Origin of the sequence: Bosea sp. OAE506 (genome assembly GCF_040546595.1) — a bacterium.
GTDB lineage: Bacteria > Pseudomonadota > Alphaproteobacteria > Rhizobiales > Beijerinckiaceae > Allobosea.
The window spans coordinates 3,878,396-3,902,612 of the sequence record NZ_JBEPOB010000001.1; the positions used below are offsets into that span (position 1 = coordinate 3,878,396).

Consider the following 24,217-nt stretch of genomic DNA (forward strand, 5'->3'; position numbering starts at 1 on the left):
GTATCGACCATATGAGGGCATAGCGGATGGAACACAAGCGTTCCGACGCAAGAAAAAAACGAACTCCGTCGGGCGCCGCCGTGCCCCGGGCGGAGCTGACTGATGCGCTCTATCGCGCGTTCTTCATTGAGTGGGCGGAGACGGGATTTGCCGCCATCAGCCTCGAACGGGTCGCGGCCCGCGCAGGGGCCGGGAAGGCCGCGATCTATAGGCGGTGGTCGTCTCGCAACGCCTTCGCCGCGGAGGCGGTCGAGGCCCTCAGCCTGCAGATTGCCACGATCGAGGATCAGGGGTCGCTCGATGCCGACGTGAGAGGCTTTCTGTTTCGACTCCGTGCCGTGCTCAGGCACCCGCTAATCCGGCGCATCCTGCCGGATTTGCACGCGGAGGCGGCGCGGTCGCCAGAGATGCGAGCGCTGAACGCGCACGTAGCCCTGCAAAGGCGTGCGCACGGCCTGGTCCTCTTGGAGCGCGCGATGGCGCGTCGGGAGCTCCCATCGACACTCGATACGGAGCTCGCACTCGATCTGATCCCGGCGCCGCTCTACTGGAGGATGGTCATCGTCGGAGCGACACCCTCGCGCGCGGAGGTGATCAAGTTGGCCTCTGCCATCACCGCCGGTTTGCGCGCGCTGGCGTAGAGGGTCGCTTTATCCCTAGCGGCACCGTACGCGCCAATTTCTGCGCAGCTCGTCGATGACGGCTCCTTTGCCGCGTCCGGCCAGTTCGGCTGCGAGACGCTGAGCAATTTGCACGCCGATTGGGAGCTTGGCTCCGCCATGTCCCGATCTGGAGGGAGCCGCCGATCTTTCTTGAGCGTTCGCGCGCCTCCTTCGCCTGGTCGGAAGCCGTGACCCCACGGGAGGGACAGGGCGGCATCGATGCCATGTCCGACACGGCTCGCCCGCACTTCCGATCGGGAAGGCCGAACGGTCCATTACGATCTTCCTCGTCAACGGCCGGAACCGCCAAAGCATCGTCTTCCGCAGGAACCGGGTTCGGCTACCAGGACCTTAGAGCTCGCCAAGACGAGCCCGAACTGGGGACGGCGCGTTCGAAATCTGCAGGTGAAGCGCATCCCTCTGGCACATCTCCGGCATCGCGATATCGACGCCGTCAGCTACAACGGCACGCTCCGTTCGGGCCAGATCGCATAAGATGGGTCGAGATGGATGCTCGAATGCAAGATGTTACATACGAGACTGCCCTCGCCCGGTCAGGCGCGCTTGAGGTTCTGGCAGCCTATGATCCCCACATTGTTGGGACACTGCCGCTCGACATCGCCATCCCTGGTAGCGATATCGACATCGCCTGCCATGCTCCCGATCCCCTGGCATTCGCATCGGCAGTGTGGACGGCCTTCGCCTCATGCGAACGATTTTCAATCGATCAATGGGTTGGTGGCGGGAGGCCGGTCGTCGCCTCGTTTCGCATTCTCGACTGGGACATAGAGATCTTTGGAGCACATGTGCCGGTCAGGGAGCAGCCTGCCTGGCGGCACTTCGACATCGAGAGGCGTCTGCTCGACTTGGTCGGACCAGGTTTACGCAGTGACGTCATGCAGCTTAGACTGGCCGGATTGAAGACGGAGCCGGCTTTCGCCGCTGCGATAGGCCTGAAGGGTGATGCCTACGTTAAACTCCTAGAGTTGCAGACTTTATCTGACCACGAACTCGCGTCGATGACGGCATCTTTGAGACTTTGAGACGCTGCTGGCAGGCCACGCCGAAGTCGCGCCGGGTTAAGCCATACGCGGGATCACCGACCTATCAAGCTCTGGATTTGAGTAGCGGACGAAGTGATTGTCGCGGACTCATCTCCGTGCGAGGACAAAGCCGGCTATAGCTTCTATCACGCCTTCAGCAAGGGGACTGTCCGGGTCTTGGTAAGTCGCGATGTTAGCAGCACGATCGTCGGATGCGACTGCCTTCAGAACGTGATTGGCGTTAGGTAGCAGGACAAGATCCGCGTCCGGACGAGAGTGGTGCAATCGCTCCGCGTCTGCCCGTCCCACTTGTATATCGCGCAGCCCTTGGAGGATCAGCACCGGTCCCGCGTACGCCGCGATCAGCTTGGCCGGATCAAGTGCAAACGTGCTCGCCAAGAAGCCTTGGACCTCAGGTCGAAACAGTGGGCGCAACGCCGGATTAATGTCTCCTTCTTCCACCCGCTGGCCTGCCTCCAGCTTGGCAATAATGGCTTCAGCCTCTTCACGGACTGGTGCGTTGGCAGGGTTGGCCGCGATCTGTTCACGAAGCACGTCACCCAGCCGGCGTCCCGCCGCCGACACCAGCAGCAATCCGCAGATGCCGTCGGGTTGTTGGGCTGCGACCAGCGCCGACAGACCGCCTTCACTGTGGCCGAGCACCCATACGCATGGGGCACGCATCGTTTCACGGATTGTGGCAGCCCAAGTGTGGATGTCTTCGGCGTAGTCCTCAATGGTGACGGCGTTGGCGTCTGGGATGGCACGGTTGCTCCCGAACATGCCCCGCTTGTCGATACGGACGCTCCTTATCCCGCGCGCTGCCAACCCTTCGGCGATCAAGCGGTACGAGAATGCCCGGACACCGAGCGGATTGTTGCCATCACGGTCGGTCGGTCCGGAACCCGGGACAATCAGAACGACGGGAGCATCGGTGTCTGAAGGACCCAGTACGCTTCCCGCAAGCGGCCCGGCGGGACCGGGTGCTTCGATCATCCTGGGGTCACTCATCTGCGCTATCCCCGGGCGAGAAATGGCCGGCGCTACGAGGCTGGCGACGATACACAATGCTACCTTCTGTTTCATCCATGATCCCAAGTAGGACATACGACCATTTCGCAAGACGCGGATTAGCGTATCACTCCGCCCAAAGCGCCCGGCAGCTTTCCGCCGTCTGCACGGCGGGTACTTCAACGGGCCCGGGGCATGTTGTTGGCGACGACCTGCTCATAAGCAACGAGATCAAGGAACGCCTCGGCCTCCACGACCTTTCCGTCCTTCATTCGGAAGAACCAGACGAACTGGTTGCGATAGGGGTGACCGCCGGTCGTCGTCGCCGCTGCGTTGAAACGGATCATCACGCGGTCGTCGACCGCCCAGATATATTGGACCTGGGGGACAAGCGGCGTTGCAAGGCGGCTGACCAGTGGAACGGAGGCATTCTCGACGAAATCTATCATGCCACGATACGTACGGGCGACGGAGCCTGAGCCCGGAATCGTCCAGACGATGTCTGCCGCCAGGAGATGTTGGAACACATTTTCTCCGGCCGCCCAACGCTGAAACGCATCGCGGACGATCATCTCGTTGCGCGCAGTGGCGGATGCGTCGGCGCGCAACGGCGTCGCGACCATTGGAACGACGGTCACGACGGCAAGGCCAAGCAGCCCACCACAGAACGCGGCATTCGCCAGACGGCGGTGCAGGGTCTTGAGTGCCATCGAAAGTCTCCTTCTACGAAAAAAGGGGAAATAGAAGCGGCTCCGCATGAAGACGCTAGCCGCGAGGTGGTAGGCAAGATCAGGTTGGGGTCGGCATCGGTGGCCGCGCCCGCCGGTGCAGGACCATGCCGCCGTGATGCAGGGTGTCAGGCTCAACGAAGTCGCCGTCGGCCGTGAAGCCCGTGTCGTCCCAGTACTCGATGTGGGTGACGGTCACGACATAGCGCCCGCGATAAGCACCCTCGCGGTTGCCGCGGGCCTCGATGTAGCGGCCGTTGGGCAAGAGTTCGTGGCGGACCGCGTTGTCGGCAGTGGCCCACATGCCGACAAAAGGATGATTTGCCTGCCGCATTGTCGTTTCAGCCGAGGTGAGAGTTGCGAAAGCCGCCATGAGGCTGGTCGTCAGGATGAGGCGTGCCGGCCGCATCAGTGCGGTGCCTTCGTCGGGCGAATGACGATCTCGTTGACGTCAACGTCTTTCGGTTGCTCTAGCGCGTAGCGCACCGCGCGCCCGATAGCGTCAGGCTGGAGCGCGATCGCCCGGTAGGCCTTCATGGCGTCGACCGCCACGGGATCGGTGATCGTGCCAGCGAGTTCGCTCTCGACAACGCCGGGATGGATGCAGGTCACCCTGATGTCGGTCCGTTCCTGGCGCAGCCCGTCCGAGATCGCACGAACGGCATATTTGGTGGCGCAATAGACGGCTGCTGTAGGCGAGACGCTCAGCGCGCCGATCGAAGCAATGTTGACGATATGGCCTGCGCCGCGGGACGTCATCTCCGGAAGAACTGCTGCGATGCCGTATAAGACGCCTTTGATATTGACGTCGACCATACGGTCCCACTCGTCGACCTTCAGCGAGGCCATAAGCGAGAGCGGCATAACGCCGGCATTGTTGACGATGGCGTCGATCTGGCCAAACTTCACGCGTGACGCTTCAGCGAAGGCTGCGACGTCGTCGCGACGCGTAACGTCGAGACCGCGGTACTCGACCAGCCCACCCAGCCGCCTGAGCTCGGTCGCCAGTGCGTCCAGCCGGTCTGTGCGGCGCGCGCCCAGCATAAGACGAGCACCGGCGGCTGCCAGTTCGCGAGCGATGCCAACGCCGATGCCGCTCGACGCGCCCGTAATCAATACTGTCTTGTCCATCATCTGTTTCAAACCTTTCGGTTCGATCCACTTCGACGTGCGGATCCCATGGACAGAACAATGGGTGACGGCCAGCGTCGCTGGTAGCTGGCCATTTGGCGACACGATGGTTAGCTTTACTAACCAATAGCACTCGATCTCGACGCACGGGCCGCGCTTGTCCTCCTCGGTAATGACTGGAATGTCCGGGTGGCGGCTGACAGGCTCGGCGTTTCCTGTTCTCCTGTCAGTCAAGTGATCAAGTGGTGGATAACCAGATTGGGGTCGCTTTTAGCCCATCGAACCGAGCGGAGCGTGGGACCCCTGGAAGCGCATGAGCGACTTGACGTCGATGTCGCCGAATGCCTGGCGGACATCTGCGCGGCGCTGACGGCCGCCCACCATCGCGGCTCGGGGCCACGCGGTCCGTTGCGCCTCAATGGTTCCTCGATCACAGACGCTTTGCGTCGTGTCTGCAGTAGGCGGCGTCTGATGCATGCGCCAGATTCGCACCATCGTCGATGCAATGATCGTGGACCTACGCTCCTGACGGCGGCAGGAAAACCTCAACATGACGGATATTGTCGGCGCGAGGAGACAAACGCGGCCACACGCTCTGGAAGGAGGGCACGCCAATAACACAGATCCTACGTCGCACGGGCGTGCCAAAAAATGGACGCCAGCTGCCAAGCTAGCGGCCAATCGACCTGGATCATCGCAAGGCTGATGACCACCAGCCGCGATCCCTGGTCGCCTGCGGGCGGCAATCTGATCCACGTGGCCAAAGAGTCGGATCGCAAGCGAGATCACCCGTCTCAAGCTCGTCAAATGCCATATACACGGCCGCGGGACGATCGACCTTCTCCAGGCAAGGCTGGTCTACGCTCAATGATGCCTATTGTCAGCGCAAATGCATCAGACTCAACATTGCTTGCCGTTTGCCATGCAGGCAGTCGAGCAGAGTCGTGTGCATATCCGCGGTCAACTCAGCGGCGTCCGCGTTCATCGTCAGCCGGGTGGTGATCTGATGCTGAGTAGTGACGGATGGCGGTGGAGATGCGCCAGCGCTGTCGCATGTTCCGTCCCGATAACGACGCCTCGCAGCGCGCAGGTATGAGAACCGTCCTTTGGTCGGTGCCGAGAGCTGTCTTGGTATTCACCCCTCATGGGTTGCGAGGGGAGAGGCTGGCGCGGCCGGCGCGCCAGCGAAGCGCGAGCTCGACATGATGGCCCTCAGGGGGCTCGCCGAAACACCATGCCGCCGTGGTGGAGGGTATTTTCATCGACGAACTCGCCATCGGCGGTGAAACCGGTGTCGTCCCAATAGTCGATGTGCTTGCCCCGTACCTCGTAGCGGCCGCGATACGCGCTCTTGCGAGAGCCGCGTGACTCGTCGTAGCGGCCGTCCGGCAGCAGCTGGTGCCGGATATGGCCGTCGTTAGTAACCCATATGCCGACATACGGATGGGATTGAGCAGGCGGAGTACGCGTCATGGATGGTTCAGTGGATTGGGGCCTGGCCTCTTCGATCGCCATCAACGTGGTGCCGGCGACAAGGGACAAAGCGAGAAGTCGGAGTTCCTGCATGGCCAGTTCCTCTGATCTTTGAACAGCAGCGCGTGGCTGCCGGCGGGCCTTCGGGGAGGCGCCGACATCCCGCCTTGGAGGCAGCATGTCGGCGAGCGGTTCGGCACCTTGATCGCTGCCAACCCGTTGCTGATCCGCACCGGGTCAATCGCTCGGGCTTGGCATGGACTTAACCACGGCGCATTGTCGCGATAAGCCGTCTCACAAATGACAAGCTGGAAAGTCTGACTAACCAATGCCCCCCGATCTGAACGCCCTCGCTGTCTTTGCGCTCGTCGCGGAGGAGAGGAACTTTCGGGCCGTAGCGGACCGACTAGGCGTGACGCGTTCGGCTGTCAGCCAGACGGTCCGGCGGCTGGAGGAGTCCTTGGGCGTGGCTCTTGTCAGGCGCACGACGCGCAGCGTCGGCCTGACAGAGGCGGGACAGCGTCTCGTGGCCGCCGTCGCACCGGCGATCGCCGAAATGCGCTCGGCCTTCGAGGTCGTCGGGAGCCTCGAGAGCCGTCCGCGCGGGCAGCTGCGGCTCGCCGTCACATCCATCGCAGAACGGTTTCTGGCCGGGTCGTTCCTCGGGGATTTCGCCAACTCTTATCCGGAGATCCAGCTTGACGTCACCGTGACGGATGACGAATTCGACATTGTTGCCGAAGGCTATGATGCCGGCGTGCGGCTGGGGGAGGTGATCGAGCAAGACATGATCGCGGTGCCGGTCTCCGGCGAGCAGCGCCAAAGCGCCGTCTGCGCACCATCCTATCTGGAGCGCTTCGGGGCGCCGCATCATCCCCGCGATCTCGTGGCGCATCGCTGCATCGGCTGGCGTCCCGCGCCGAAGGCGGCGCCCTATCGCTGGGAGTTCAAAGAAGGTGGAAGGGAGTTCGACATCGCGGTCGCGCCGGAAATTACGACCAACGACATGACTCTGATGATAAAGCTCGCCATCGCCGGTGCCGGCATCACCTTCGGCATGGAGGAGACATTCGCGCCGGCCGTTGCGCGCGGCGAGTTGGTGCCGATCCTGGGCGACTACTTCTCACCGTTCGCCGGCTTTTACCTTTACTATCCAAGCCGCCGGAACCTCTCGCCAAAGCTTCGCGCACTGGTCGAGCATGTGCAGCGAATGAAGCTGTCGCATTAGCGGCGCGGCTCATGCCCACAAACGAAACTCGCTTGTCCATATGTTTCCTACGATGGCGCCGCGCCTGGACGCCGGCCATATTCGACCAATAAAAACTTTCGACCCTTAGCGCGTCTACTGCCCAGGCAGAGTGAGAACCAAGGGCCCATGTCGCGTGGCGACAACCGTGTGCTCAAACTGAACCGTGGGAGCTCGCGGCTGGCTGTAGAGGGTCCAGGGGTCGTTGCCATCATCGGCGAAGTCGGCGCCCAGCGACAGGAAGGGCTCGACGGTGAAGACCAGCCCCTCGCTCATGATCCGCCGTTCGGAGGCATCGGGCCAGGTCGCGATTTCCTTCGGATCCTCGTGCAAGGACAATCCTACGCCGTGGCTGGCGAGGTTGCGCACGAGCGTATAGCCATTCCTCCGCGCAAACGCGCCCACAGCGCGCCCGATGTCTGCCAGAGGCTTGTTGGCGCCAACCTGGCGCAATCCCATCCACATCGCCCGGCGTCCATCCCGGCACAGCCGCTCAACCGCCCTTGTGACTGGCGGCACGGCAAACGACGCTCCGGTATCGGCGAAGAAGCCATCCTTCTCCGCCGAAACGTCGATGTTTATCAGATCGCCCCGGCTGATCTTGCGAGAACCGGGGATGCCATGCGCGATCTCCTCGTTCACGCTGATGCAGGTCGCTCCGGGAAAGCCGTATTCCAACTCCGGAGCCGGGCGAGCTCCGGCTGTTTCCATGAAAGCTCGCCCGATCTGATCGAGTTCGCGTGTGGTCATGCCGGGCTCGATTGCCCTCTCCATGTACGCGAGCGTATCGGCAACGATGCGCCCGATCTGCCTCAGCCTCGTGAGGTCCTCATCACTTGATACCGTCATCTCGGTTCTGGTCCTCAGGGCATCAGGGTCTCGAGCCCGGTCCAACGGGCTGCAAAGGCCCACATGTCTGCGGCTTCAATGACGACCTTGTCCAGCGGCTTGCCGGCGCCGTGGCCCGCGCGGGTCTCGACGCGCAGCAGGCGCGGTTTCGGGCCGAGGTCGGCGGCCTGGATCGCGGCGGCGTATTTGTAGCTGTGCGCCGGCACGACGCGATCGTCGGCATCCGCGGTGGTGACGAGAATGGCGGGATAGGGCTTGCCGGACGCGATGTTGTGGTAGGGCGAGAGCGCCAGCAGGTTGTTAAACGCCTGCTCCTCGCGCGGATCGCCGAAATCATATGTCCAGAAACCCCCGCCGGTGAAATGGTGGAAGCGCAGCAGATCCATGACGCCGACGCCCGGCAGGGCGGCCGCGAACAGCTCCGGGCGCTGGTTCGTCACCACGCCGACGAGCAGCCCGCCATTGGACTCGCCCTGGATCGCGATGCCGTCGTGCTTGGCGATGCCTGAATCGCGCAGGAACTCGGCAGCGGCGATGAAGTCGTCATAGGACTTCTGCTTGTTGGCGAGGCGACCGGCATCGTGCCAGTCCCGGCCGTATTCGCCGCCGCCGCGGATATTGGCGATTGCCAGGGTGCCGCCCTGCGCGACCCAGGCCAGTTTCGTCGGATCGTAATAGGGCGTCAGGCTGATGCCATAGCCGCCATAGCCATAGAGCAGGGTCGGCGCTGGCGCCTGCACGCCCTTGCCCCGGATGACGAAGATCGGGATCCTCGTGCCGTCCTTCGAGGCATAGAAGTGCTGCTCGACGGCGATCTCGCCGAAGTCCAAGCCGAGCTCGGGTTTGGCCCACTCTGACTGCGTCCCCGTCGCAACGTCGTAGCGGTAGACCGTCAACGGTGCGTCGAAGCTGGTGAAGGCGATAAATGCCTCGTCGTCGGCCAGCGTGCCGCGGATGCCGGCGCTGCCGATGCCGGGAAGTTCGATTTTACCGTCCTGCGTTCCGTCGAGCGCATGGCGGCGCAGTTGTGTGCTGGCGTCGACCAGATAGCTGGTCACAAGACGACCGCCGACGAGCCAGGCATGCTGCAGGACCGCCCTGTCCTCGCCGAGCAGGTCGACCGGCTCCGGCTCGGTCTGCGCGAGATCGAAGTTGACGATCCTGCGGCGCGGCGCGTCCTGGCTCGTCACGACGAACAAGGTCTGCCCGGCATTACCGAAGGCCGTCCATTCGGCAGTGAAATCCGCGCCGGCGATGGTTCGGACAGTCCAGTGGTCCGTCGTCAGGTCGACGACGCTTAGCATCATCATCGACGAGCCTGGCGTCGACTGGATGACGAGGTAGCGCCCGTCCTCGGTCACGCCGGAGATGTGGAGCAGATCGGGACGGTGCGGCGTGGCATGGACGAGCCTGTCGTCGGTTTGACTGGTTCCCAAACGGTGGAAGTAGACCGCGTGATTGGCGATGGCGGCCTGCGACGCCGTACCCGGCTCGGGCTCCGGATAGCGCGAATAGAAGAAGCCCATGCCGTCCTTGGCCCAGGAGACGACGCCGAAGCGGGCCCATTCCACCCGGTCGTCGAGCGTTTCGCCCGTGGCGACCTCCAGCACCCTGATCTCGCGCCAGTCGACGCCGCCACGCTGCACTGCGTAGACCACATGCGAGCCGTCATGCGACGCGTCCCACTCGGCCATGGCATCGGCGCCGTCCTGCGACCAGCCGTTGGGATCGATCAGGAGCCGGGCCGGCCCGTCCACCCCTTCCCGGACATAGAGCCGCGCCTGCTGCTGACCCGGCAGACGCAGCGTGTGGAAATAGCGATCGCCGCGCTTCTGGGGAACGCTGGACTGGGTGAAGTCGAACAGCGCTTCGATCTGCCGGCGAAACACAGGCCGTGCCGGAAGGCCGTCGAGATAGCCGCGCGCTAGCGCGTCCTGCTCCCGGACCCAGGCGGCGACCTCACTGTCAAAGCGCCCATCGTTCTCCAGCCAATGATACGGATCTTCGACCTTACGCCCAAAATGGCTCTCACTGACCTCGACGCGACGCGTGTGCGGATAATCGACATAGTTCGGAACTCGATGAATGTTCATTCGCATTGCCTCATACACTCCTGACTGCCTCGCGTGCGGCAGACTGATTTGTCACCATGTGACATATAATGCGACTTGAAATGTCTTTGATATGACGGCTTGAATGGTGTGTCCCTGACGAGCAGATGAGAGCGCCATGAGCCGGAGCGTTGCCCGAGAGAACACACGGCTTGATCTCGCGCGCCACGCGGCCCGGCTATTCCTGTCTCAGGGTGTCGCCGATACGACCGGCGACGAGATCGCCGCGGCGGCCGGCGTTGCGACGCGCACGCTTTGGCGGCACTTCCGATCCAAGGAAAGCGCGGTCGAGCCGCTATTTGCCCAATCGTCGCTACGCTTCGCTGCGATCCTCCGACGGTGGCCCCGGCACCTCTCGATCGAGGAGCTGTTCGCCGCACATCTCGGGCCCGACAGGCAGGCCGCTGAAGACACCGCGGACGACATTCTCGTCGTCAGGCTCCTCGCCAGGCTGCCGGATGAGCCGGCGCTGAGAAGCGCCTGGCTGATGTCCTGCCACATCAGTGAGGAGCATCTGATCGAAATCATCGCCGAACGCCTCGATCGCCCAAGCGGCGAGTTCGACGTGCGCCTGTGCGCGGCGACCGTGACCGCCGCGATCAGGATCGTCGATGAGACTGTCAGCCTGGCGGCGGTCAAGCATGGGCTGAAGACGACGACCGCGGAGGTGAACGCATATCTGGCTCAGGCCATCCGCCAAGCCAGCACCCTGCCCTTCTGCGACCCGGTCACGCCACGGATTTGGCCGGACGACCGGGTCGGGCGAGAGTGAGCCAGCCGGCGCAGGAAGATCCAAGGTATTAGGGAGCGCCCGGGTGCCTCTGCTGAAACCGACCAGCACACTACGCCTTGTTTGTGCGTCGCACGCGCAGTCCCCGATGCTTCATTTGGTTGATGCCTTATCGGGGATCCGGGCGATCACCTTGATCTCAAAGTCGAACCCAGAGAGCCAGGTCACGCCGACGGCCGTCCAGGTCGGATAGGGGGGCTCACCGATTTCCTCGGCTCGAATGGCGAGCATCCTCTCGAACTGTGTCTGCGGATCCGTGTGGAAGGTGATGACATCGATCACGTCGTCGAATGTCGCTCCCGCTGCAGCAAGCACGTCGCGCAGATTGGCAAAGGCTCGGCGAACCTGATCCTCGTAAACAGGTTCGGGCGTTCCGTCCTCGCGGCTGCCCACTTGCCCGGAAACGAAGAGCAGATTGCCGGATCGGATCGCGGCAGAATACTGATGGATGTCGTAGAGCGCGTGCCGGTCCGCAGGGAAAATGGCGTCGCGTTTGGTCATGGCGGTTCCTCTCACGGACTGGAAGCAAGCGGCCGATCCGCAAGCTTCGCTCTGGCCGATTTGAAATAGCGGGTGATGATTGATCCGATTAGCCGTTGAAATCGGCATAGGCTGGTGCAAAATCGCCAGCAATGACTCGCCCTTCGCTCAACGACCTTCAGGCTTTCGTGACTGTCGCGACGCGTCGCAGTTTTCGGCGCGCGGCAGACGATCTCGGCACCGCCCCGTCGACCTTGAGCCATGCGATGCGTGCGCTGGAGGAGCGCCTGGGCGTCCGCCTGCTTAACCGCACAACGCGCAGCGTCGCGCTGACGGAAGCTGGCTTCGAACTGCTTGGTCGTCTTCAACCGGTGATTGCGGGCCTCGACGAAGCGCTCGACGCCGTTCAGGCTTTCCGCGGCACTATCAGCGGCACCGTCAGGATCAACGCGCCGCGGCTGGCGGCGACGCTTTTCGTCCGCGACACCCTGCCGGCGATGTCCGAGCGCTACCCTGATGTAGTCGTCGACCTGGTCGTTGAAGGCAAGCTGATCGACATCGTGGCGGCAGGGTTCGATGCCGGCGTGCGCTTGGTCGATTCCATTCCCAAGGACATGATCGCCTTGCCCTTCGCCAGCGCGGTCAGCTTCATCTGCGTCGCGTCGCCTGCCTATCTCGAGCGCTTCGGCGAGCCGGCCACGCCCGATGACCTGAGACGACATCGCTGCATCGGTCACCGCGTACCCGGCGGCAAGCTCTACCGCTGGGAGTTGGAGCGGGGCGGACAAACACTGACGCTTGACCTGAACAGCTCGCTTATCCTCGACGACGAGGAATTGATGGTTGATGCCGCAATCAACGGGCTTGGCATTGCCTATGTCGCAAGTCCCGCAGCCGACCCAGCCCTCCAGGATGGCCGACTGCGCCAAATTCTATTGGCCTGGACGCCGGCCTCAGAAAAAATCGGTATCTATTATCCCGGACATCGGGCTGTTCCTCCGCCACTGCGTGCCTTCCTCGATGTGGTGAAGGCGAAAAGATCAGAATAGTGCCGCTTCCGATCGAGCCCGCCGACTTGCTAGGAAATCCGTGTAGCGGAAACTCCATAGTCCACGATCAGCCCCGTCGTCGTTGCGCTGCTTCGAAGGGTGGCGAAATTCGCGACGATGGATATATCCGCAGCAAGCGGAGCCGAGGTGACACGGGCAAGCCTCTCCTGCCGCGCCGGGCAGGTCTTAAAGCCCGACCTGTTGGCAAGGATTTATGCAAGTAAAACAGCCTCCGTGACATGTCAGTCGAGGTCATTTCGAGCCAGGCTATAGGGGTTAGTGTGGGTGGTGACCCCCACCACCATAGCAGGACGGCCGGCGACGCTGGCTTCGGGAACATCCGTGTGACCTTGCCGTTCTCCCGCGTCGAGCGCTGCCTCGGCTAGGTAACGCAACCCAGGAGACTTCAATGAAACTCCGGAAACTCATGTTCGGCGAGGCGAAGATGGAAGCCACACCCGGCGAAAGGGGCGAGATATTCGCAGGCAACCTCGTCGATGAACGTCATGGCGGGCCTGTCACGGTCGGCTACGGCCGCTGGAGCGCAAACTCCATGCTCGAGCAGGTCATGGCGGTCGACGATATCATGATCGTGCTGACAGGGCGGCTGTCGGTTTCAAGCGCGTCTGAGACTCTAGAGATCGGCCCGGGCGAGATTGCCTATATGCCGAAGGGCGAGCGGGTAACGATCCGTGCCTTCGAACAGGAAGCAATCACGGCGTATGTCACTTTTCCACACTGGCGCGAGGCGGAGAGTTAGCGCCGCGTTCCAGAGCGGGATGGTTCAGCTACCATCGGTGAGTTCCAGCGTTGCTATGGCCGACTGATTTAGGCGCCTTTGTCTGACGATTTTTTTGACCTCAATGATCTGCGCATGAGGATCATCTCTAAGTTGAAACGACCGACAGCCGTGAAACGCGGACCGCCGGTCGGTTGTCAGATGCCGAGGCCGCCGGCGATGTCGTGCGTTCCGCCAGTGATGTAGCCGGCGTCCGCTCCCGCTAGGTAGCAGACCAGGGCGGCGACTTCGTCGACATGTGCGATGCGGCGCACCGGGTGCATGTCGAGGAAGGCGTCCGGCGCTTCGGTGCTGCCGAGAGCGTCCACCATCATATCGGTTGGCATGGCGCCCGGCTGCACCACGTTCACAGTGATGCTGCGCGAGCCCAGGTCCCGGGCCACGCCCCTCGCATAGCCGTTGAGTGCCGCCTTCGACCCCGCATAGTCGGCCACCCCAGGGAACAGGGCGTGGCTGCCGTTGAGCGAACCGATGAAGATGATGCGCCCTCCATCCGACATCACCGGCGCGGCCGCACGGGTCGTGGCCACCGGACCCATGACGTTGACCTGCCACATCCGGTCAAGCGCGGCCGTGTCGAGATCGGGGTCGTCGATCTTCTTCCCGCTCACCACGATCGCAGCGTTGTTGACCAGGATATCGAGCTTGCCGAAGCGGCTGACGACCTCGCCTATTAGCGCCTTCGCGGCCGCGTGGTCGGACTGGTCGCTGCGGAATGCAGCGGCCCGGACGCCCTCGGCCTCGAGCTTCGCGACGACCTGCTCCGCCTTGTCCGCGGATGCGACATAGCTGATCGCCACGTCTGCACCGCGAGCCGCCAGAGATTGCGCGATCGCGGCCCCTAAGCCTCGTGACCCGCCGGTTACCAGCGCAACCTTGCCTCTCAGTTCATCAGACATTTTCACACCTTTTCGAATGCCTTGGCTTTCATCGGCCTGAGCCGCAGAAATAACATAACGATTGTTATGATAACGTCTGTTATGGAAATCGACAGCGCGTGTCAATCTTTTTAGAACGGTCATTATTAAATTAGGGAGCTGCCTTGATGGGTCGCCATCGTGAGTTCGACGAGGAAAAGGTGCTGGACGCGGCCCTTTGCGTATTCTGGCGCAAGGGCTACGAGGGCACTACGTACGCTGATCTTGTGGAGGCCGCCGGTATCGAGCGGCCCGCCTTCTACTCCGCCTTCGGCAACAAGGAATCGCTCTTCCGAAAGGCTCTCGTCCGCTACGACGAGCAGTTCCTCGCATACACGCGCGAAGCCCTGAAGGCGCGGACGGCGCTCGGGGTGGCGGCGGGTATCTTGCGCGAGGCGGTGGAGCACAACACGCGGTTCCCGGAACGAAGGGGATGTCTCGGCATCAACGGCGCAATCGCCGCGTCGGACAGCGCCGAGCCTATCAGGCAGGCGTTAGCGGATTTCAGGGCGGCAGGTCGCGAACGGCTACGCGAGCGCCTGGAACGTGCGAAAGCTGAGGGTGACCTGCCGGCGTCGGCTAGCGCTGAAGCGCTCGCTGCCTTCGTGATGACGATCACCCAAGGGATCGCAGTCCAGGCGAAGGCAGGCTTAAGTCGCGATCTGCTTCATCAGGTTGTGGAGCAGGCGCTGATCTCCTGGCCATCGCCCGACGTGTCCCTGACCTAACAAAAGGGAGTTCATCTTGCTGGGCAGCGCAACAGCGGAATTCAGTGCCAAACCGGCCAGCCGGCGTTGGTTGCCGCAAGCGCGGCGGGGCCCAATCCACCCTCTCGGGCTCAGGTATCTGCCAACGGAAGGGCGCACCTCCGTGTCCTTATACTGGTGACAAAATGTCTCTAAGCCAACGGGTTGTTTCCACGACGTCTTCGTCTCCTAGTTCGTGACCCGCTGGAATGTCCCGGACATCCACGCGGGCGCCACGGCGGATCAAGGGACCCTCCAGTTGAGGTGCAAAGCGGGCATAGGGATCCTCGCGCCCACCGAGCACCAGCACATCGATGTCTGAGAGGTCTACGTCCGGCGGGCTCTCCAGCGTCTGTAGGCCGCGCAGCAGCACGGCGCGGCGCACTAGTCCGGGATGAAGCTGAATGACCGCCGCCAGGAAGTTTGCGCCGTTAGAATAGCCCAGAAAAACGAGCCTCTCCGCGTCAAGCCCGTAACCCGTCAAAGCGCCTTCGAAGAAGGCCGAGAACGCCTCAGCTTCGCTGCGGATATCCGCTTGGTCGAAGGTCTTGGCATCAAGACGGCGGAACCAGCGATTGGTCCCTTCCTCAGTCGCCCGGCCGCGCACACCCAGCAGTGTCGCACGTGGCGCGACCCGGCGGGCGATCGGCATCAGGTCGGCCTCGCTCCCGCCGGTGCCATGAAGCAGGACCAGGGTCGTGCCGTCGGGGTCTTCCGGCCGATTGAAGCGATGGACGAACGGGAGGTCGCGAACCGGGAACCTCTCCTCGCCAGGCAAGGCGAACTGAGGCAGCATTGCTCTCAGGTTCTGGGCACGGCCTGCCTCATGCGGTGGCAGAAACAGGGTCCGCCCGAGTTCGTCGGGAGCCTCGTCGACGGTCATGCCCGGCCCATCGGTCGCATACTCCATGAGGATGCCGGCCGGGTCGCGGACGTAGAGCGACAGAAAGTACTTTCGGTCGTGGACCTCGGTTGATCCGTGCTGCTTCAGCGAAAGTCGCATCGAACGGATCGCGTTGGCGTCCAGTGCACGAAAGGCAACATGATCCGGCACGCCCGCCCCCGGGACGGACCGCACGAAGCCCGACACCTCCCTGACGTCGACAATATCGGTATCGGAGACCATGCGTTGCGTCTGGCCGACGCGCTGGCCGTTCCTATAGCCGAAGTGCGTCAGAAAGCCCGCGGTATCGGCCGCCGTGTCCGTAAGAAGCGTGATACCCCGAATTCGGGCTGGTGAGCCGGCGATCGGAGCCGGCGTCAACATCTCGACGCCGACCAGCTTCACGATCAGTCCGTCCGGGTCCTTCAACCGCAGGACCGACTCGCCGAACTCGCGCGTCGGTCCCTCGAGCGGAATGCTGGCGGCCAGCGCTCTGGTGAGCCAATCGCCAAGTGAGCCTGGCGGCACAGCCAGCGCAACCTCAGCGACCTGCCCGATGCCAGTGCCGCCACGGCCGGCGGCCTCCCAGACGAGAAAGGTCAGCAGCGAGCCGGGGCTGCCGAGCCCATCTCCATAGATTAGGTGCAACTGCTCGGCATCGGCAAAACCTCCGGTCTGCTTTACCAACCGGAGGCCGAGAAAGCCGACGTAGAAATCGACATTCGCCTGAACACTGGCCGTGATGCCGGTAAGGTGGTGGATGCCGCTGGTCATTTTCTCGATGTCCCTCGACGGTCAGCCGCCCGCCTCGCGGGCCAGAACCTTCTGCACGTTCGGATCGGCCGCCAGCCGGTCATGCAGCGCTTGGACCGTCGGGAAGCTCTCGAGGCCGCCTGGCAGGAGCTTGATCGCCCATCGGATCATCGGGAAGGCGTAGGCGTCAATGACCGAGCGCCCTCCATCGAGGATGTACGCCCGCCCGTCGAGATGCCGCTCCAGGACGGCCAGTTGCTTGGCGACCAGCCGATGCCCTGCTTCGACCACCGCTGCTTTGGCCGCCTTGCTTTGGTCCGTCGTGTAGCGATCAGGCATGAAGACCGGCCAGAAGGCGGCGTGCATGTCGGAGGTGAAGAAGGCCGACCAGCGATGCCCTTCGGCCTTGGCCCTTGCGCCGTCGCCGCCGGCGAGCCCAGCCTCGGGATGTTGGTGCGCGAGATAATCCAGGATGGCTCCTGCCTGCGTGAGAATCCAGCCGTCATCCTCTCGCAGCGTCGGCACCGCGCCTGCGGGGTTCACCGCGAGTAACTTGTCGGAGCCGTATTGCACCCTAATGGCCTCGTATGGCCGACCGATCCATTCGAGCGTGATGTGGGGAGCCAGCGAACAGGCGCCGGGAACGTAAAAAAGCGTGCGCATCAAGGGTATCGACCTTTAGGGTTGCTGCTGCCAGTGTCGTCAGTCATGGGAGGCGCCGCGTCGCGATGCCTCGCTCAGTGGCTCCCGGGCGGGCTGAGTATGGAGACGGTCGCGGCCAGACATCGCGTCGCCCTGAACCTGCTCGGCCAGGCGCGCGGTATCACGCCGACGGATATCCTCGGCGGCCTCGTCGATGTCCACATTGGCAAAGCCCAGCGCCCGCAAGCCCTCGACCCCCATCAGATAGGCGGACTCCACCGTCTCACGGATCTGATAGTCGACGCCGGCGCGGATCAGATCCGCGGCGTGGTCACGGTCGTAACTACGCACGAGCAGCTTGGCCTGCGGAAATTCATGCTTCGCCAGTTCCACGATCTGCAGCGCGGCCTTCGCGTCATCGATGCAAATCATGATTGCATCGGCCTCTCCCGCACCGGACTGGCGCAGGACGTCGAGCCGGGCACCGTCGCCAAAGTAGACCTTGAAGCCATAGCGTGCCGCGTCGCGGATCCGGTCGGGCTCCCTGTCGATGACGGCAAGATCCACGCCCCTAGACAGTAGCGCCTGCGACGCGATCTGGCCGAAGCGTCCGAAGCCGATGAGGAGGATCCGCCCCTTGAGGTCGCGGGCGGCATCGACGCCTTCCATCGACTTGTGGCTACGCAATAGCCTGTCTGTCGCGATCATCAGCAAAGGCGTGAGGGCCATCGACAGGATCACCACAGTGGAGAACAGCGCGTTCTCCCGTGCGTCGATCATGCCGCCCGTCGCCGCCGCGGCGTAGAGCACGAACGCGAACTCGCCGCCCTGCAGAAACATAGAGGTCCGGTGCAGCGCCCCGTGATTGGAGCCACCGAAAAGCCGGGCGACGGCATAGACCACGACACCCTTCGCGACCGTGAAAGCGCCCAGCATGGCCAGCAGGAGCGACCATTCGGCCGCGACCACACCGAGGTCGAGCGACATGCCCACGGCCAGGAAGAAGAGCCCCATCAGCAAGCCGCGAAACGGCTCGATGTCGCTCTCGATCTGGTGGCGGTAACTTGAACTCGACAAAATCACGCCGGCAAGGAAGGCACCCATCGCCATCGACAAGCCCGCGACCTCCATAAGCAGTGCTGCGCCGAGGACGACCAGGAGCGCACCCGCTGTCAGGACTTCGCGTGTCCGCGCTCGCGCCAGCAGCGCGAAGAACTGGTTCAGACCCCAGTGCGACACGCCAAGCAGCGCAGCAAGGGCGGCGATCGACATCAGACCATCCGTCCATCCCCCTTGCCCCTGCGACAAGGGCGACAAAAGGGCGACCACCGCCAGCAGCGGCACGATCATCAGATCCTCGAACAGGAGGATCGAGACCGACTTCTGCCCCTCCGGGCTCGCCACCTCGCCGCGCTCCTGCAGCACTGACATGATCACGGCGGTCGAGGACAGGACGAAGCCCGCCCCCGCGATGAAAGCCACCTGCGCCGGCAGGCCGAAGACGACCGCTCCTGTCAGGGCCAGAGCCGTAGTCGCGACGGCAACCTGAACCAGTCCCAGCCCGAAGATCTGGCCGCGCATCGCCCAAAGCTTGGGCGGGCGCAGCTCCAGCCCGATCACGAACAGGAACATCACCACGCCGAGCTCGGAGAAATGCAGGATGGTCTGCGCGTCGGTGAACAGGCCGAACACCGACGGCCCCACCAGCAGGCCGGCGGCGAAATAGCCAAGGACAGAGCCGAGGCCGAGCCGCCGAAACAACGGCACGGCGACCACCGCCGCTCCCATCAGCACGATCGCCGGCGCGATCGTTTGTCCCAGGCTTGCTTCGGCCATCAGATCACCTTTCCGCCGCCGGGGCAGCGCTTTCGGGAGACGGCCGGCGTCCGGCTTCGCTCGGGTCGAACATCGTGGTGCCCGCCGCCGCGTCGGAAGCAGCCACTTCGTCCTGCAGGACATCCCAATGTTCAGCGAGCCGCCCGTCCTTGATCCGGAACAGGTCGACCACGATCTGAGGCCGGTCCGCCCAGCCGCGGATGCGGCCGTGGATGGCGACGAGATCACGCTCGGCCACCATGAGACCGGGCTCGTAGAAGACGTCTTTCGAGAGGCGGGAGACCAGCGCCCGCAAGGCGTCGCGGCCCTGGGGGATTTCGGGATTGTGCTGGATGTAATGGGGGGCATAGAGCCGGTCGACCGCCGACGCATCATGCCGCTGGAACAGCGCGGTCATCGCCTCGAGGACCAGTTCTTTGTTGCGATGAGGGCGATCGTCGAGCGCCCGGTCGGCGCGACGGGTGACCTCGATTGTCCCGGTCATCTGCAGGAACCGGCCGTCGGGCAGCGTCGCATGCGAATGGATCAGGCCGCGGTCGTAATCCTGGACGTTGGTGACGGTTGCGCCATCCAACTCCTGCCAGCTGACGGCAAAGAGGCTGTTGCCGAGCGGCACGACATGGATATCGACCGTCTCCGTCCGGGCGAGCGTTCCGTCCTTGATCTCGAACCTCAGCCGCGCTGCGGAGAGCAGCGTCAGGCTGACCCGGAATTCGGGATACGAAACGTCCATTTGGAGTCCGACGGGAAAGCAATCGAGCGACATCGACAGCGTCCTTTCTGTGGAGGCGTGGCCGGCGCGATCCGCCACGGATGGCCGCGCGGCGCCAATGCGTGCCTCAGGCAAAGGGATAGCGCAGCCGTCCGGCCGCAAATCCGGGCGGTGACAGCACGACCTGCCGGGAGCCATCGGCGAACTGGGCGACGCCGCTGCCCTCGATGCCTTGGAACTGCACTTGGAGGACGCGCGGCTCCCGCCATTCACCCTTGGCGCCAAAGCGGACGGGCCCCATCACGGTCTGGAACGTCGCTTCGCGCGCATGGGCGGCCAGGCGCTCGTCGTCGAAGCCCCCGGTCGCCTCCACAGCTTGGGCGACGACCTGCATCTGGGCATAGGCGAGCGGCGCCATGTAGTGCCCCAGCGCATCTACATCCGTTGCTGCCGTACGGGCCCGATAGGTTTCGAGCAGTGCGGCCACGCCGGCGAACATCAGGCTCGGTGCCGGAGCCCAGTATTCGTAGTTGACGAAGCCGTTGAGAAGCGGGCCGAGCGTCGTCTTCACCGTGGTGTTCTGCGGCCCGATCATGGCGCCGCCCACCATCTTCGGGCGAAACGCGTGGGCCCGGATGGCACGCACGAGCCCGACGGAATCGTTCAGATAGGAGCACAGCCAGAGCAGGTCGCAACGGCTCTGCGCGACCGCGTCGAGGACGGGCTCGAAATTGTCCGTCGTGAGGGCATAGGTCTGCTCGAAGACCACGTCGAAACCGTGTGCCGCGGCATTGGCTTTGGCGCCCAGAACGGGATTGCGGGAGAACTCCGCGTCGGCCGAGAGCAGGGCCACCGTCCGGGGGCACGGCGTCTGCTGCGCGGCGAGCGCGAAGAACCCTTCGGTCAGCGCCGCATTCGGGTCGGGCCCCGTCGGGATCATCGCGAAGTAGTTCGAGTAGTTCAGCGCGTTGTTGACCCCCAGGCCCATCAGCCCAGTGAAGAAACGGCCACGGTCCATGATGAGGGGCATCGCCGGCAGGATGGTGTTGGTGCCGTAGCCGCCGATGACGAGCTCGACGCCGTCGACATCGATCAGTCGCCGATACAGCTCGGGGACGCGCGACGCATCGGCCCCGTCATCATGACAGACGAGTTCCACGGGGCGGCCCAGCAGGCCGCCCCGAGCGTTGACGTCGTCGCGCCAGATCTCGTGCGCCAGCCGCGCCGACCTGCTGTTGCCCGCGAGCGGACCCGACAGCGACAGGCAGTAGCCGATGCGAACGGGGCGAGATCCAGCCATGCCAGGTCAGCCCTGCGCGGGGGGCGTCGCCGCGAGGAGCTGGAGCTCCCATGCGAAGGCCACGCCGCTGGCACCGCCATGCTCGAGAACGACGCTGGAGAGCCCGGAAGCCGTCTTCTCGCGCGCCCAGTCGCGCTGCCATTCGGACGCCACCGCCATCCAGGTGATCGGCACGGCGCCTGCGGCGACCATGCGGCGCACGGCCATGTCGTGGGCTTCCTTCGATACGCCGCCAGAGGCGTCCGTGACGATGAAGACGTCGTAGCCCTCGGCGAGCGCCTGGATCGTCGGCATGGCCAGGCAGACTTCTGTCCACAGCGCAGCGAGGATCAGCTGCTTGCGGCCGCTTTTCTTGACGATGTCGGTAACCGCCGGGTCCTGCCAAGTGTTGATGAAGGTCCGGTCGATCGGCTTCTGGTCCGGGAAGACGTCCTGCAGGCCCTTGATGAGGTAGCCGCCACGCTCTTCGAGCACCGTGGTCAGGATCGTGGGGACGTCGAAAACCTTCGCCGCCTTGGCAAGCCCGACGACGTTGTTGACGATCATCATCGGCTCGTGGCTGTTCAGGTTCGCGAACTGATAGGGCTGATGGTCGATCAGGACGAGAATGCTGTCCTCGGGACGCAGGAGGGCGTCGAGTCCGTTCTTGGCGGCCATGATGAGTTCCTTTCGATGATGTGACGCCTCAGGCGTCCGGCGGATCGATGAAGACGTGGAGGCTCGCGATGCGTCCGGCCTCGATGCGGGCGACGTCCGTTCCGGTGACCGCGACCGGTCCCTCCGGTGGTCCCGCTCGCCAGCGCAGGCGGGCGAGTCCGTGGTGGGCCACGGCCGGGCCTATCGGCGAGAAGTCGAAAGCAGGTGGCAGACTGGCCAGGAGCTCCTCGACCGCCTGCGCGATAGCCTGATGGCCCGTCGCGATACGGGCAGGCTCGTACAGAACGGCGTCCGGCGCGTAGAGGTCGCTGATTGCAGCAATGCGCAGGCTTGCGTCACGTTCGCCGAAGACGCGCTTGAGATTGGCTTGCAGGACGCTGTCGTCATCAGCTACGTCGAATGTCATTCACCACCATGAAGAGCCGGTTCCGTCGACGGGACAGGCTGTCCCGAGTGCCGGTTAGGTATCGTGGTGAATGACCGAAGGCCCTGTCGGATCCTGCGGTCGGCAGTTCGATCCTGCTGCGAACGATCGCTTCAGCTTTTGAGGTCGCGCCGCCAGGTCGCGGGTGTCGCGCCTGCGAGCTTTCGGAACGTCCGTCCGAAATGAACCGCGTCAGCGAAACCCGTCGCCTCCGCGACGTCTTCGAGCGATGCGTCGGTGTCGAGCAGCAGCGCCTGCGCTTGCCGGATGCGCGCATCCAACTGCCATTGATACGGCGCCATTCCGGTGGAAGTCTTGAAGGCTCGGCTGAAGTGCGCGGGCGACAGGCCCGCCAGCTCAGCTAGATCGGCGAGATTCACCCGCTCCGGCAAGTTCGCTTCCAGATAATCGATGACCCGCCGGAGGCGCCACGGCGCTAGGCCGCTGGCTTGCTCAACGCGCGCTGACGGGCGCGAGAACAACCTCGCGGCAATGGCGGTGGTCAGGCCGTCGCAATAGAGCTGGGTCGCGGGATCGCTGTCGTCGTCGATGGCGTCCGCCAAGAGACGCGCGAGACTCCAGATGCGATCATCCGCGAAGCGCAGGCGCGGCGAGCTGATCAGGTCTTCGGACAAGGCGTCCGCCATGCTCTCGCTCAACACCTTGAGGTCGAAGCTGAAGATCGCGTCTCTCACGAACCTGACATCGTCGCTATAGCCCCACAGCTCCAGCCCCGCGGGGGCGAAGTGCATATGGCGCGGCATATGGTCGATGGGGTTTGGCCTGTCGGGATGAAGCCGCGGCTCGCATCGCCCGCCGATCTCGTCGAGCACGACGCTCAGCCGCGTCTCGTCGGCTTGCTTGAACCGGTGGATCGCGCGCCCCGTGCAATGAAAGCTGGTGACTTCGAGACGCACGCCGCTGGACCGGCTCTGAAGGGCCGAGACGCTCACGACGTTCTCGGGCAGTTCTGAGTTTTGCTGCATCGCGATCACCTCCTCACGCGAGCGGTCCCGCTCGGAAGATCCTAGCATGCGAGTTGGTTGCATGACGGCGGCAGCCATCATCACTGCCGCACGCCTCCGCACCATTCGCCCCCGGCCCATTAGGGACGTTGGAGCGCTGCCGATCGCGCGGCTTCCCTGATCAGTTCCGCGACGGCTTCGGGCTGCGAGACCATCACGACATGTGACGCCCCCTTGATCACGACCGTTCGCTTCGAGCCGGCACGCTCGGCCATGAAGCCGAGCGCCTGGGCCGGGATGTTCTTGTCGCCGTCGCCGTAGATGAAGAAGGAGGGCAGCGATTTCCAGGCCGGCTGGCCGGATTTCTCGGTCAAGGCGCCTTCGGTGATCGGGCGCTGGCCTGCCGCCATCAGCGCGGCCGCCCCGGCCGGAACGTCATGAGCGAACTGGGCGTGGAACTTCGCCTGGTCGATATAGAGGTCGACGCCGCCGTCGGTGAGCTTGACCGGAGGCACGAGCGCCTCGCCGAGTGTCCCGCCGGGGAACTTGCCCGCGAGATCGGCCGCCGCCTCGCCGGCGTCAGGCGCGAAGGCCGCGACAAAGACCAGTGACTTGACGTTTTCGTGCCCCTTGGCTGCATTTGTGATGACCTGACCGCCATAGGAATGGCCGACCAGTATCACTGGACCCTCGATGCTCTTGATGACGTCGGATACGACCCGCGCGTCACCTGACAGGCTGCGGAGCGGATTGGCGATCGCGACCGTCGGGTAACCTTCCTTCTGAAGATGCGCGATAACGCCATTCCAGCTTGACGAGTCAGCGAAAGCGCCATGGACAAGGACGATCATAGGCTTGGCAGGCTGCGCCATTGCGCCGCCAGAGATAAGCGCGGTCGCGACGGCGACTGTCGCTGCGAGGTTGGGCATGACTTTTTCCTTTCTCGGGATAGACGCGCTCAGGCGCGGTCAGGCTGAAGTCGTCTACGTTGCAACGCCCGGGTTGTGTCT

The 24,217-nt window shown here is 63.7% G+C and carries 25 protein-coding genes; 7 read left to right on the forward strand and 18 right to left on the reverse strand.

The window, feature by feature from the left end:
- Positions 1–26 precede the first annotated feature (26 nt).
- The gene (locus ABIE41_RS18830; protein ID WP_192641791.1) at positions 27–641 is read left to right on the forward strand and encodes a TetR-like C-terminal domain-containing protein; all 615 of its coding nucleotides are present in this window, start codon (positions 27–29) and stop codon (positions 639–641) included.
- Between the two features lie 539 nt (positions 642–1,180).
- The gene (locus ABIE41_RS18835) at positions 1,181–1,705 is read left to right on the forward strand and encodes a DUF4269 domain-containing protein (RefSeq protein ID WP_192641792.1); all 525 of its coding nucleotides are present in this window, start codon (positions 1,181–1,183) and stop codon (positions 1,703–1,705) included.
- A 108-nt stretch (positions 1,706–1,813) separates the two neighbouring features.
- Here the strand turns inward: ABIE41_RS18835 and ABIE41_RS18840 are convergent, their stop codons facing one another.
- From ABIE41_RS18840 to ABIE41_RS18860, 5 genes are all read right to left on the reverse strand, one after another.
- On the reverse strand, positions 1,814–2,701 hold the full coding sequence (locus ABIE41_RS18840) for an alpha/beta hydrolase (protein ID WP_210320834.1): 888 nt from the start codon (positions 2,699–2,701) through the stop codon (positions 1,814–1,816).
- Positions 2,702–2,895: 194 nt separating this feature from the next.
- Positions 2,896–3,426, reverse strand: coding sequence for a nuclear transport factor 2 family protein (locus ABIE41_RS18845; protein ID WP_192641794.1), 531 nt, complete (start codon positions 3,424–3,426; stop codon positions 2,896–2,898).
- A gap of 79 nt (positions 3,427–3,505) precedes the next feature.
- Entirely contained in the window at positions 3,506–3,853 is a 348-nt protein-coding gene (locus tag ABIE41_RS18850) for an Atu4866 domain-containing protein (RefSeq protein ID WP_192641795.1), read from the reverse strand.
- Positions 3,853–4,575, reverse strand: a complete 723-nt coding sequence (locus ABIE41_RS18855; protein ID WP_192642871.1) for an SDR family oxidoreductase — start codon at positions 4,573–4,575, stop codon at positions 3,853–3,855. Before ABIE41_RS18855 ends, ABIE41_RS18850 begins: the two co-directional genes overlap by 1 nt.
- 1,212 nt (positions 4,576–5,787) lie before the next feature.
- On the reverse strand, positions 5,788–6,228 hold the full coding sequence (locus ABIE41_RS18860; RefSeq protein ID WP_465247095.1) for an Atu4866 domain-containing protein: 441 nt from the start codon (positions 6,226–6,228) through the stop codon (positions 5,788–5,790).
- A gap of 148 nt (positions 6,229–6,376) precedes the next feature.
- Between ABIE41_RS18860 and ABIE41_RS18865 the strand changes: the two genes are divergently transcribed.
- Positions 6,377–7,276, forward strand: a complete 900-nt coding sequence (locus ABIE41_RS18865; RefSeq protein WP_192641797.1) for a LysR family transcriptional regulator — start codon at positions 6,377–6,379, stop codon at positions 7,274–7,276.
- Positions 7,277–7,390: 114 nt separating this feature from the next.
- On the opposite strand, the gene map is transcribed toward ABIE41_RS18865, so the two are convergent.
- Both map and ABIE41_RS18875 read right to left on the reverse strand, forming a co-directional pair.
- Positions 7,391–8,143, reverse strand: coding sequence for a type I methionyl aminopeptidase (gene map, locus ABIE41_RS18870; RefSeq protein WP_192641798.1), 753 nt, complete (start codon positions 8,141–8,143; stop codon positions 7,391–7,393).
- Positions 8,144–8,157: 14 nt separating this feature from the next.
- Positions 8,158–10,236 carry a prolyl oligopeptidase family serine peptidase gene (locus ABIE41_RS18875; protein ID WP_192641799.1) on the reverse strand — a complete coding sequence of 693 codons (2,079 nt, stop codon included), beginning with the start codon at positions 10,234–10,236 and terminating at the stop codon, positions 8,158–8,160.
- 136 nt (positions 10,237–10,372) lie between these two features.
- Here ABIE41_RS18875 and ABIE41_RS18880 point away from each other — a divergent pair, with 136 nt between their 5' ends.
- A complete protein-coding gene (locus tag ABIE41_RS18880) occupies positions 10,373–11,026 on the forward strand; it encodes a TetR/AcrR family transcriptional regulator (RefSeq protein WP_192641800.1) in 654 nt (217 codons plus the stop codon).
- A gap of 111 nt (positions 11,027–11,137) precedes the next feature.
- Here ABIE41_RS18880 and ABIE41_RS18885 read toward each other — a convergent pair whose 3' ends face one another.
- Complete coding sequence (locus ABIE41_RS18885; RefSeq protein ID WP_192641801.1) at positions 11,138–11,545, reverse strand: RidA family protein; 408 nt, start codon at positions 11,543–11,545, stop codon at positions 11,138–11,140.
- A gap of 131 nt (positions 11,546–11,676) precedes the next feature.
- On the opposite strand from ABIE41_RS18885, the gene ABIE41_RS18890 reads away from it, so the two are divergent.
- A complete protein-coding gene (locus ABIE41_RS18890; RefSeq protein ID WP_192641802.1) occupies positions 11,677–12,573 on the forward strand; it encodes a LysR family transcriptional regulator in 897 nt (298 codons plus the stop codon).
- Between the two features lie 409 nt (positions 12,574–12,982).
- Complete coding sequence (locus ABIE41_RS18895) at positions 12,983–13,333, forward strand: ethanolamine utilization protein (RefSeq protein ID WP_192641803.1); 351 nt, start codon at positions 12,983–12,985, stop codon at positions 13,331–13,333.
- Positions 13,334–13,509: 176 nt separating this feature from the next.
- Here ABIE41_RS18895 and ABIE41_RS18900 read toward each other — a convergent pair whose 3' ends face one another.
- Positions 13,510–14,271 carry an SDR family NAD(P)-dependent oxidoreductase gene (locus ABIE41_RS18900; protein WP_192641804.1) on the reverse strand — a complete coding sequence of 254 codons (762 nt, stop codon included), beginning with the start codon at positions 14,269–14,271 and terminating at the stop codon, positions 13,510–13,512.
- A 146-nt stretch (positions 14,272–14,417) separates the two neighbouring features.
- Here ABIE41_RS18900 and ABIE41_RS18905 point away from each other — a divergent pair, with 146 nt between their 5' ends.
- A complete protein-coding gene (locus tag ABIE41_RS18905) occupies positions 14,418–15,017 on the forward strand; it encodes a TetR/AcrR family transcriptional regulator (RefSeq protein ID WP_192641805.1) in 600 nt (199 codons plus the stop codon).
- 148 nt (positions 15,018–15,165) lie between these two features.
- Here ABIE41_RS18905 and ABIE41_RS18910 read toward each other — a convergent pair whose 3' ends face one another.
- The 9 genes from ABIE41_RS18910 to ABIE41_RS18950 form a co-directional block, all read right to left on the reverse strand.
- Positions 15,166–16,692, reverse strand: coding sequence for a VOC family protein (locus ABIE41_RS18910; protein WP_192641806.1), 1,527 nt, complete (start codon positions 16,690–16,692; stop codon positions 15,166–15,168).
- Positions 16,693–16,713: 21 nt separating this feature from the next.
- Entirely contained in the window at positions 16,714–17,334 is a 621-nt protein-coding gene (locus ABIE41_RS18915) for a glutathione S-transferase family protein (RefSeq protein WP_192641807.1), read from the reverse strand.
- A gap of 39 nt (positions 17,335–17,373) precedes the next feature.
- Complete coding sequence (locus ABIE41_RS18920) at positions 17,374–19,149, reverse strand: monovalent cation:proton antiporter-2 (CPA2) family protein (RefSeq protein ID WP_192641808.1); 1,776 nt, start codon at positions 19,147–19,149, stop codon at positions 17,374–17,376.
- 4 nt (positions 19,150–19,153) lie between these two features.
- Complete coding sequence (locus ABIE41_RS18925; RefSeq protein WP_210320835.1) at positions 19,154–20,023, reverse strand: nuclear transport factor 2 family protein; 870 nt, start codon at positions 20,021–20,023, stop codon at positions 19,154–19,156.
- Positions 19,989–21,161, reverse strand: coding sequence for an amino acid ABC transporter substrate-binding protein (locus ABIE41_RS18930; RefSeq protein WP_192641809.1), 1,173 nt, complete (start codon positions 21,159–21,161; stop codon positions 19,989–19,991). The genes ABIE41_RS18925 and ABIE41_RS18930 overlap by 35 nt, the downstream gene beginning before the upstream one ends.
- 6 nt (positions 21,162–21,167) lie before the next feature.
- Positions 21,168–21,818 carry a hydrolase gene (locus ABIE41_RS18935; protein WP_192641810.1) on the reverse strand — a complete coding sequence of 217 codons (651 nt, stop codon included), beginning with the start codon at positions 21,816–21,818 and terminating at the stop codon, positions 21,168–21,170.
- A gap of 28 nt (positions 21,819–21,846) precedes the next feature.
- Positions 21,847–22,224, reverse strand: coding sequence for a nuclear transport factor 2 family protein (locus ABIE41_RS18940; RefSeq protein ID WP_192641811.1), 378 nt, complete (start codon positions 22,222–22,224; stop codon positions 21,847–21,849).
- A 131-nt stretch (positions 22,225–22,355) separates the two neighbouring features.
- Positions 22,356–23,309: an AraC family transcriptional regulator gene (locus ABIE41_RS18945; RefSeq protein ID WP_354192802.1), complete on the reverse strand. Its 954-nt coding sequence runs from the start codon at positions 23,307–23,309 to the stop codon at positions 22,356–22,358.
- 38 nt (positions 23,310–23,347) lie between these two features.
- Positions 23,348–24,136: an alpha/beta fold hydrolase gene (locus tag ABIE41_RS18950; protein WP_192641812.1), complete on the reverse strand. Its 789-nt coding sequence runs from the start codon at positions 24,134–24,136 to the stop codon at positions 23,348–23,350.
- Between the last annotated feature and the right edge of the window lie 81 nt (positions 24,137–24,217).